Origin of the sequence: Streptomyces sp. NPDC093097 (assembly GCF_044754325.1) — a bacterium.
In the GTDB taxonomy this organism is placed as follows: Bacteria; Actinomycetota; Actinomycetes; order Streptomycetales; family Streptomycetaceae; genus Streptomyces.
In genome coordinates this window covers 100,844-111,038 of the sequence record NZ_JBIVOW010000001.1, presented here as the reverse complement: position 1 = coordinate 111,038, position 10,195 = coordinate 100,844, and the positions used below count along the sequence as shown (strand labels likewise).

Below are 10,195 nucleotides of genomic sequence, written 5' to 3'. Positions count from 1 at the left end.
GGCGGAACTCCTCTTGGAACTGAAGGCGAGCGGGTGCGAGTAGGGGTCAGGAGCTGCGCATACGGCGGAGTGCGGGCACCGCCCGGCGGGCCGTGCCGATCTCCTCGGCCAGTCCGGCGACGGTGGGCCTCTCGAAGACCGCGCGGACCGGAAGTTCCGCGCCCAGGGCCGACCGCACCCGACTGATCAAACGGGTCACCAGCAGCGAATGGCCGCCCAGCCGGAAGAAGCTGTCGTCGATGGTCACCCCGGTCACGCCCAGCAACTCCGCGAAGATCGCGCAGAGTTTCTCCTCCTGCGGCGTACGCGGCGCCCGGCCGTCGGCGGACCCGGTCGGCTGGTCGGGGGCCGGCAGGGCCTTGCGGTCCACCTTCCCGTTCGGCGTCAGCGGCCAGTCCTCGACCGGCACGATCGCGGACGGCACCATGAAGCCGGGCAGCCGCTCGGTGCACCGCGCGTGCAGCTCCTCGACGAGCTGCGCCGCCCCGGACGCGCCGGTCTGCGCCTCGACATAGGCCACGATCTGCTGGTCCCCGGGACGGTCCTGGCGCATCAGCACCATCGCCCGGACGATCTGCGGAGCGGCCGTGAGGACGGCTTCGATCTCGCCGAGTTCGATGCGGTGGCCGCGGATCTTGACCTGGTTGTCGGTGCGACCGAGGTACTCCAGACTGCCGTCCGCCGCCCAGCGGACGAGGTCGCCCGTGCGGTAGAGACGCGAGCCCGGGGCGCCGTAGGGGTTGGCGATGAACCGTTCCGCGGTCAGGTCAGGACGGTTGAGATAGCCGCGGGCCAGCCCGGGACCGGTGGTGTACAGCTCGCCAGGCACCCCCGGAGCCACGGGACGCAGAGCAGCATCCAAGACATAGACCTGGGCGTTGGCGATGGGGTCACCCATCGGCGGCGTGACCGCACCGGCCAGCGGCTCACTCATCGTCGCGCAGACCGTCGCCTCGGTCGGACCGTACGCATTGATCATGCGCCGCCCCACCGACCACCGACCCACCTGCTCCGGCGGACAAGCCTCCCCCGCCACCACCAACGTCATACCCTCCGGCAGACCCCCGGCCGGCAGCACACCGAGCACCGCAGGGGGCAACGTCGCATGCGTCACCCGCTGTTCGGTGAGCAGCTTCGTCAGCGGCTCCCCCATCGCCAGCCGGGCAGGAGGCGCCATCACCAGCGTCGCACCGTGCGTGAGGGCCATGATCAGCTCCCACGTGGCGGCGTCGAAGCTGAGGGAGGCGAACTGCAGGATGCACGAGCCCGGTTGGACGTCGAGATGGCGGGTGTGCGCTTCGGCGAGCGAGGCGATACCGGTGTGAGTGACGATCACGCCCTTCGGACGGCCCGTGGAACCCGACGTGTAGATCACATACGCCGGGTGGTGCAGCTCCAGCGGCGCCATCCGCTCGCCGTCCTGGACCGGACCGGTGGGGAGATCGCCAGTCGTCGCCTCGGTGCCGTCCAGCAGGACACGCGGGTGACTGGTAGCGGGGAGGTCGACCCCACTGGTCGTGATGATGCAGGTCGGGTCGGCGTCGTCGAGCATGTAGGCGATACGGTCCGCCGGATAGTCAGGGTCGATGGGCAGATACGCACCACCGGCCTTGTGAATCGCAACCGCCGCCACCACCATGTCCGCCGACCGAGGCATCGCCAGAGCCACCAACCGCTCAGGCCCCACCCCACGCCCGATGAGCAACCGAGCCAACCGATTGGCACGCTCATCAAGCTCCCGATACGACACCACGGTGTCCTCGAAGACCACCGCCTCCGCCTCCGGCGTACGAGCCACCTGCGCCGCGAACAACTCCGGCATCGTCAACCCAGGAACCGAACATCCAGTGGCATTACGGCCGTTCAGCAGCTGCTGCCGCTCCCCCGCCGTGAGGATCTCCACCTCGCCCACCGCACGATCGGGGTCGGCCACGAGGGTCCGCACCATGCGGACCAGGCGTTCGGCGAGGGCCTCGGCGCTGCGGTGCTCGAAGAGGTCGGTGGCGTAGACGAGTTCACCCGTGAGTCCCGCGGGCTCACCGGTGGCGGTGCGCCGCTCGCTCAGGCCGAAGACCAGCTCGGACTTGGCGCCCTGGGCGCCGATCGGCTCGGGCCGCACCTGGAGCCCGGGCATGGCGGGCGTGATGGCGGTGCCGTCCTCCAGATTCAGCGCGACCTGGAAGAACGGGGTGTGGGAGAGCACCCGGGTCACCCCCGCGGCGTCCACGACCCGCTCGAACGGCACGTCCTGGTGGGCGTAGGCGGCCAGGTCGGTCTCGCGCACCCGGCCGAGCAGTTCGCGGAAGGTGGGGTTGCCGGAGACATCGGTGCGCAGGACCACGGTGTTGACGAAGAAGCCGACCAGATCGTCCAGCGCCTCGTCCGAGCGTCCGGCCACCGCGGTGCCGATGGGGATGTCGGTACCGGCCCCCATCCGGGACAGCAGCACGGCCACCGCCGTGTGCAGCACCATGAACAGCGTGACGCCCGAGTTCTGGGCGAAGGACAGCAGTCCCCGGTGCAGTTCGGCGTCCAGGGCCAGTTCCACGGTCGCGCCGCGGTGGCCGGCGACCGCGGGGCGGGGGCGGTCCAGGGGAAGTTCGAGGAGTTCCGGCGCCCCGGCCAACTCCTTTTTCCAGAAGTGGAGTTGCTGCGCAAGGACGCTGCCGGAGTCGCCCTCGTCGCCGAGCACCTCCCGCTGCCACAAGGCATAGTCCGCGTACTGCACCGGCAGCGCCCGCCAGTCAGGCGCCCGACCCGCGGCACGCGCCGTGTACGCCGCGGACAGGTCCCGCGACAGCGGACCCATCGACCAACCGTCACTGGCGATGTGGTGCAGCAGGATCAGCAGGACGTGCTCGCGCTCGGCGACCCGGAAGAGCGTGACCTTCACCGGCACGCCGGCCGCGAGGTCGAATCCGAACGCGGCCCGGTCGGCCAGCGCCTCCGCCAGCTGCTCCGCACCACCTCCGAGCTCCACCAACTCAACCTCCGGAGCGGCCTCTTCACCGTTCAGCACCATCTGGCACGGTTCGCCGTCCCGCTCCACGAAGCGCGTGCGCAGCACCTCATGGCGCCCCACCACATCGGCGACGGCCGCCGCCAGGGCAGCACGGTCCAGGTCACCGGTCAGCCGGACGGCGACGGGCACGTTGTAGGTGGGGCTGGGGCCCTCCACCTGGTGGAGGAACCACAGTCGCTGCTGGGAGTGGGACAGTGGCAGTCGCTCGGGGCGGGCGGCCGCCACCAGTGGCGGGGCGGTCGCGGTCGCGTCGCCCAGTCGCGCGGCCAGCTGCGCGACCGTCGGCGCCTCGAACACCGACCGGATCGACAGCTCCGTCCCCAGCGTGCGGCGGATACCGGCGATGAGGCGGGTGACCAGCAGTGAATGCCCGCCCAGCGTGAAGAAGTTGTCGTCCACGCCCACCCGCGGCAGGCCCAGGACGTCGGCGAAGGCGCCGCACAGGATCTCCTCCTGCGCGGTGCGCGGTGCGCGGCCGGTGCCGCTCGTCGCTCCGTAGTCGGGCACGGGGAGTGCCTTGCGGTCCAGCTTGCGGTTCACGGTCAGCGGGAGGGCGTCGAGGAGGACGAAGACCGCGGGCACCATATAGTCGGGCAGCTGTGCGGCCGCGTGGCGGCGGAGTGCGGCGGAGTCGAGGCTCTGGCCGGGGGCGGGGACGGCGTAGCCGACCAGTCGCCGGTCGCCGGGCTGGTCCTCGCGGACGATCACGGCGACCTGGGCGACCCGCGGATGCGCCCCGATGATGCCCTCGATCTCGCCCAGTTCGATCCGGAAGCCCCGCAGTTTGACCTGGTCGTCGACGCGCGCGAGGAACTCCATCCGGCCGTCCGCCCGCCACCGGGCGATATCGCCCGAGCGGTACATCCGGCTGCCGGGCGGGCCGTAGGGGTTGGCGACGAAGCGGCCCGCGGTGAGGTCCGGTCGCCGGTGGTAGCCGCGGGTCACCAGGTCGCCGGCGATGTACACCTCGCCGGGGCTGCCGGTGGGGACCGGGCGAAGCCGGGCGTCGAGCACGTACATCTGGGTGTTCCAGATCGGCCGGCCGATGGTGACCACGCCCGCCGGGACGGTGTCGCCCGGTTCGATGCGGAACTCGGAGCAGCCGACGGTGGTCTCCGTGGGGCCGTACTCGTTGATGACGGTGGCGCCGGGGTGCTGTCCCCGCCACTCGTCCAGCACCTCGCCCATCAGCGACTCGCCGCCGAGCACCAGTTGCTCCTCGGGCGAGAACTGGGCGGGCAGTTCGATGAGCAGCGGCAGGTGGCTGGGGGTGGCCTTGACGAACGTGGGGCGCGGCCGGTCGTCCGTCGCCGGGGCGCGGCCGTCGAGTCCGACCAGTTCGACGCAGCCGCCGGAGGTCAGCGGGGCGAACAGGCCGGTCGCGGTGAGGTCGAAGGCGACCGGGGAGTGCACCAGGGCCCGTCCGGCGACGCCGGGGTAGGCGTCCCGGGTCCAGCTGAGGTAGGCGTCCAGCGAGCGGTGCTGCACGGTGACGCCCTTGGGCCGGCCGGTGGAGCCGGAGGTGAAGATGACGAAGACCGCGTTGTCCAGCAGCAGCGGGCTGTGGCGGTCGGCGTCGGTGAGGTCCGTGGCGTCCCGCTCGGGTAGCCCGGCGGCGGTCTCCGGGGCGTCGAGGGCGAGCACCGGGCAGGGCGCGGGGACGTGGTCGAGCACGCCCTGTGCGGTGACGATCAGGACGGGTGCCACGTCCTGCAGCATGAATCCCAGCCGGTCCGCGGGATAGGACGGGTCCAGCGGGAGATAGGCGCCGCCGGCCTTGGTGACGGCCAGTAGCGTCACCACCAGGTCCACCGACCGCGGAAGGGCCACCGCGACATACCGCTCCGGGCCGACGCCGCGCTCCACCAGGAGCCGGGCAAGTCGGTTGGCCCGCTCGTTCAGTTCGGCGTAGGTGAGGCTGGTGTCGCCGTGGACGACCGCCGGGGCGGTGGGCACGCGCCGGGCCTGTCGCTCGATGAGGGCGGGCAGCGTCTCGCCCGACAGCGCGTGCGGCCGGCCCTGCCACTCCACCAGTGCCTGCCGGCGTTCCTGTTCGGTCAGGATCTCCAACGCGCCGACAGACACGTCCGGTTGGGCGGTGGCCTCGTCGAGCAGTCGTACCAATCGGGCGGTCAGCGCATCGACCGTGGCGCGGTCGAAGAGGTCGGTGGCGTACTCCAGCATCCCGTCGATGCCCGTGGGCGCACCGTCCTGGTCCGCCTTCTCCTTGGTGTGGAAGGAGAGGTCGAACTGGACGGCGGGCTTGGCCACGCCCTCCGTCGCCGCGTCCAGTCCGGGCAGCGCCAGGCCGTCCTCGGGGGTGTTCTGGGACGTCAGCATGGTCTGGAAGATCGGCGCGTGGGAGAGCGACCGCACCGGGTTGACGGCCTCCACGATCCGCTCGAAGGGGGTGTCCTGGTGGGCGTAGGCGGCCAGGTCGCTCTCGCGTACCCGGGCGAGCAGTTCGCGGAAGGTGGGGTCGCCCGAGACGTCGGTGCGCAGCACCAGGGTGTTGACGAAGAAGCCGACCAGATCGTCCAGCGCCTCGTCCGAGCGTCCGGCCACCGCGGTGCCGATGGGGATGTCGGTCCCGGCGCCCAGGCGCGACAGCAGGGCAGCGAGCCCGGCCTGGAGCACCATGAACACCGTGGCATCGCAGGCACGGGAGAACTCCACCAGCCGTGCGTGGAGTTCCGCGCCGACGGCGAAGCGGGTGACCGCGCCCCGGTGACTGGCGCGGGCCGGCCGGGGACGGTCCGACGGCAGCTCCAGCAGCTCGGGCGATCCCGCCAACTCCTGCTTCCAGAAGGCGAGTTGACGCGCGAGGTTGCTGTCGGGGTCGCGTTCGTCGCCGAGCACGTCCCGCTGCCAGAGGGCGTAGTCCGCGTACTGGACGGGGAGCGGCTGCCAGGCAGGTGCCCGGCCAGTGGCGCGGGCGCGGTAGGCGGCGGACAGGTCGCGGGTGAGCGGGTCCCTGGACCAGCCGTCGGTGATGATGTGGTGCAGCAGGACCAGGAGCAGATGCTCGCGGTCGGACACCCGGTAGAGCGTGACCTTCAGGGGCACTCCGGCGGTGAGGTCGAAGCCGTGCGCGACCTGCTCGGCCAGCGCCGCCGCCAGCTCTCCCTGACCGCCCGGCTCGACGAACTCGACCGTCGGACGGGCCTGTTCACCGTCCAGGATCACCTGGTGGGGATCGCCGTTCTCCGCCGCGAAGCGGGTGCGCAGCGCCTCATGCCGCTCCACCACGTCGGCCAGGGCCGCTTCCAGGGCCGTACGGTCCAGGTCACCGGTCAGCCGGATCGCGACCGGCACGTTGTAGGTGGGGCTCGCGCCCTCCAGCTGGTACAGGAACCACAGTCGCTGCTGGGCGAGCGAGAGCGGCAGCCGCGCGGGCCGCGCCATCGGCGCCAGCGCGGCACGCGCCGTCCCCGCGTCGGCCACCCGGGCGGCCAGTTCGGCCACGGTCGGCGCTTCGAACACCGCGCTCATCGGCAGTTCGACGTCGAAGGCGGCGCGGATCCGGCTGGTCAGCCGGTTGGCCAGCAGCGAATGGCCGCCCAGCTCGAAGAAGTTGTCGTCGATGCCGACCCCGTCCAGGCCGAGCACCTCGGAGGTCAGACCGCACAGGGCCTCCTCCGCGGGAGTGCGGGGGGCGCGGCCCGTGCCGGTGGTGTACTCCGGGGCGGGCAGCGCCTTGCGGTCGACCTTGGCGTTCGGCGTCAGCGGCCACTCCTCGACCACGACGAACGCCGACGGCACCATGTACCACGGCACGACCTCCGCGGCATGCGCCCGCAAGGCGGCGGCGTCCGGTGCGGCGGCGCCCTCCGCGGTGCTGACATAGGCGACGATCCGCTGGTCGCCGGGCCGGTCCTCGCGCACCAGCACGATCGCGCGGGAGACCTGCGCATGCCGGGTGAGCACGGCCTCGATCTCCCCCGGTTCGACCCGGAAACCGCGGACCTTGACCTGGTGGTCGGCGCGGCCGCGGAACACCAGCTGCCCGTCCTCCTGCCACTGCGCCAGGTCGCCCGAGCGGTACATCCGGTCGCCCGGCGCGCCGAACGGGTCGGCGACGAACCGCTCGGCGGACAGCGCGGGCCGCTTGAAGTAGCCGCGCGCCAGTCCGGGGCCCGCGATGTACAGCTCGCCGGTCACGCCGGGCGGCACCGGGCGCAGCCGGTCGTCCAGGACGTAGCCGCGCATGTTGTCCATCAGCCGGCCGAGCGGCAGCACGCCCTCAGGGGTCGGCAGTCCGGGCGCCAGTCTGAACTCCGCCATGTTGACGGTGATTTCGGACGGTCCGTAGACGTTGATGACGGTGGCTTCGGGGTGGCGGCGGCGCCATTCCTCCAGCGCGGCGCCGAGCAGGGCCTCCCCGCCGAGCATGAGTTCGCCGGTGGGCGAGTAGCCGTCCGGCAGCAGGTTGAGCATCGGCAGGTGGCTGGGGGTCGCCTTCATGAACGTGCAGGAGACGGAGTCGGCGAAGGCGTCCTCCTCCAGCGCGGCGGCCAGCACCCGGCCACCGGACACCAGGGGGCCCCACAGCTCGGTGACGGTCATGTCGAAGGAGACCGGCGAGTGCCACAGCGAGGTGCCGCCCGGGCCCAGGCTCGGGTAGTCCTTGCGTGCCCAGGCGAGGTAGTCGGCCAGGGAACGGTGCTCGATCGTCACGGCCTTGGGCGTTCCGGTGGAGCCCGAGGTGTAGGTGACATAGGCCGGGTTGGCCAGGTGCAGCGGCGCGATCCGCTCGGCGTCCGTGAGGTCGCCCGCCGGGAGTCCGCGCAGCGCCTCGGCCACCGCCGGGTCGTCCAGCAGGACCAGGCGGTCTTCCAGTCCGGCGGCGGCCGGCGCGTCCGCCGTGGTGAGCAGGCAGATCGGGTCGGAGTGGCCGAGCATGTAGGCGATCCGCTCGGCCGGGTACTCGATGTCCACCGGGAGGTAGGCGGCACCGGACTTGGCCACGGCCACCAGCGAGACGATCTGGTGCAGCGAGCGCGGCATCATCACGCCGACGATCCGCTCGGGGCCGGCGCCTTGGGCCACCAGCAGCCTGGCCAGCCGGTTGGCCCGCTCGTTCAACTCGCGGTAGGTGAGGTGCTCGTCGCGGAAGGTCGCGGCGACGGCGTCGGGAGTGCGCCGCACCTGCGCCTCGACGAGTTCGGGAAGTCTGAGTTCAGGGATCGCCTGCGACTGGCCCTGCCAGTGCGCCGGGACGCCCCCGCAGAGCTTCTCGGTGCCGGACGCTGCCGCACCCGCAGTCTTGGAACCGCTCATCTTCCGGAACTCCTCGTGGCCCGACGAAGGGCTCGTGCTCTCGGCATTGCGACGTCTGCGGAGCCGTGTGGCCTGGTACACACTCAAGGCTCGTAGCGGGAGGCTATGCAGGGCGGATTTCGGTGCGTTATTGAAGCCCTTTCGCACGCGGGGCCCGCCGCATATCCCCCTCCGACGCCCCTTCCGGGGCACGGCGCGACGAGGGTTCGGGCCGCACGACGCCGGGGCAACCGGCAGGGACCGCTCACCGGCCCGCGCCGGCGGTCTCCCCCGTGCCGGTGGCCGCTCCCGCGCCGATGGCCGCCCCGCGCCGGTGGCCGCTCCCGCACCGACTCCGGCGCTCAATGGCCGGAGTCCCCGCCCCGGTGCCCCGACCGGCAGCCCCGCCGGGAGCTCAGCGGCCGGTCATTCGCCCGGTCATTCGCCCGGTCCGTCGAGCGAGTCGAACAGCGACTGCGCCTCGCGCAGCACGGCCTGCGGGTCGGTGGCCCGCTTGACGTCCACGCTGACCTTGCGGCCGTCGGCGCGTTCGATACTGACCGCGACATCGGGGCGCCGACTGGTCAGCCAGGTGCACAACGGCGCGACCAGCCCGGCGATCCCGCCCGACCCGAGCACCACGGTCAGCACCTCCAGGGAGCTGCCCATATGGCCGGGCTGCGGCGGGGCGTCAGCGCACCGCACCCGGCCGCGCAGCGCGTCGTCCGACGCCAACCACTGCTGGAGAGACCGCAGTTGGGCCTCTCCGTCCGGCCCGTCGACGGCCAGTTTCAGTTCCCCCAGAGCCGACACTCCGTGTCCTCCCCGTAGCACTTGGCACCCGATGCCGAGGGCCGCAACGGCCCGCCGCGGCAGCCATCGTGGCATGACGGACCGCAGAGTTCCCGCCCTCAGGGCGACCGGCGCGACAAACCGGCCACGACGCAGCGCGGCAGGTGGCCGGCGATCGCATCGCCGGCCACCTGCCACCGTTTTCCGCAGCGGAGTCGTCTGCCCCAGGTCAGCAACTTCCCACGCGCTGGCCGACCACCGGAGGGTCGAGCTCCGCGATGTCCCGGTCGAAGAACTCCATGAAATCTTCACCCTGGCGGTAAAGCGCGTCAAAGCCCGCGGAGGTTTCCTCGATCGCCGCCCGGTCCGCGATCCGATTGGCTCCCGCCGCGTTCCCGTCGTCGTCGTAGACCACCTCATACATGACCTCGTCGCCGAGGATCACGACTTCGGGAACAAGGTGATCGGTTTCGAGCTCCGCGATGCGGCGGGAATCCATCACGCGAATATTGTCGCCCAGTTGCACGCGCAGCCGGAGCACGAACAACTCCCACTGGACGTACGGGGTGACGGGGAATTCGACCACGCGGAGCCGGCGCCCGAGAATCCCGAGATCGGCGGCCTTCTGGAACTGCGCGGTATAGATGGCACGCTTCTCCTCGATCAGGGAGAGCGCTTCGCTCCACTCGCCGGCGGCGAAAGCCTCCCAGCTGGGGAATCCTCGCTCCTTGAAGCTCTGCCCCCGCTCAAGCTTCCGCAGGAAGCGGATGCCGTTCTCGTAGTGGTGCCGAAAGTCCTGGTGGTACGTCGGCCGGTCCAGATGCTCTGAGGTGCCGCGCTGGAACGACTCAAACACTGGGGATATCCGACTTCGCGGCGATCATCATGCTCCTCGGAATGACCACGAGACGCTCGTCATCGCCGACCGACACACCCGCCGGAAGTGCCTTCCCGAGCGTATCCGTGAGGTCCCTGCCGATGATGGCGACATCTCCGTTCTCAAGCTCCCAGACGTCTGGGCAGTCAGGGTCGTCAGTGGTGACCCCTAATTCTTGCGGGGATTTCCCTAGACGTCGTTTGAAACGCGTCGTCGGGTCGGCTTCCCACGGCCTGGCCATAACC

At 71.3% G+C, this 10,195-nt stretch carries 4 protein-coding genes; all 4 read right to left on the bottom strand.

Translation table 11 applies throughout. From position 1 onward, the window contains the following. Positions 1 to 46: 46 nt before the first annotated feature. The 4 genes from ACIQE0_RS00475 to ACIQE0_RS00460 all read right to left on the bottom strand — a co-directional run bounded on the left by ACIQE0_RS00475 (position 47) and on the right by ACIQE0_RS00460 (position 10,191). Positions 47 to 8,302 (bottom strand): amino acid adenylation domain-containing protein, encoded by an 8,256-nt coding sequence (locus tag ACIQE0_RS00475; RefSeq protein WP_402327975.1) that lies wholly within the window; start codon positions 8,300 to 8,302, stop codon positions 47 to 49. Positions 8,303 to 8,719: 417 nt separating this feature from the next. Further along, the gene (locus tag ACIQE0_RS00470) at positions 8,720 to 9,094 is read right to left on the bottom strand and encodes a hypothetical protein (protein ID WP_366330131.1); all 375 of its coding nucleotides are present in this window, start codon (positions 9,092 to 9,094) and stop codon (positions 8,720 to 8,722) included. Positions 9,095 to 9,302: 208 nt separating this feature from the next. Next, entirely contained in the window at positions 9,303 to 9,929 is a 627-nt protein-coding gene (locus tag ACIQE0_RS00465) for a DUF6879 family protein (protein WP_402327973.1), read from the bottom strand. Beyond that, complete coding sequence (locus ACIQE0_RS00460) at positions 9,922 to 10,191, bottom strand: hypothetical protein (protein ID WP_402327971.1); 270 nt, start codon at positions 10,189 to 10,191, stop codon at positions 9,922 to 9,924. Before ACIQE0_RS00460 ends, ACIQE0_RS00465 begins: the two co-directional genes overlap by 8 nt. Positions 10,192 to 10,195: the final 4 nt, after the last annotated feature.

Coding starts and splice junctions, on each gene's coding strand:
- ACIQE0_RS00475 (WP_402327975.1), bottom strand. CDS start 8,302: ATGAGCGGTTCCAAGACTGCGGGTGCGGCAGCGTCCGGCACCGAGAAG.
- ACIQE0_RS00460 (WP_402327971.1), bottom strand. CDS start 10,191: ATGGCCAGGCCGTGGGAAGCCGACCCGACGACGCGTTTCAAACGACGT.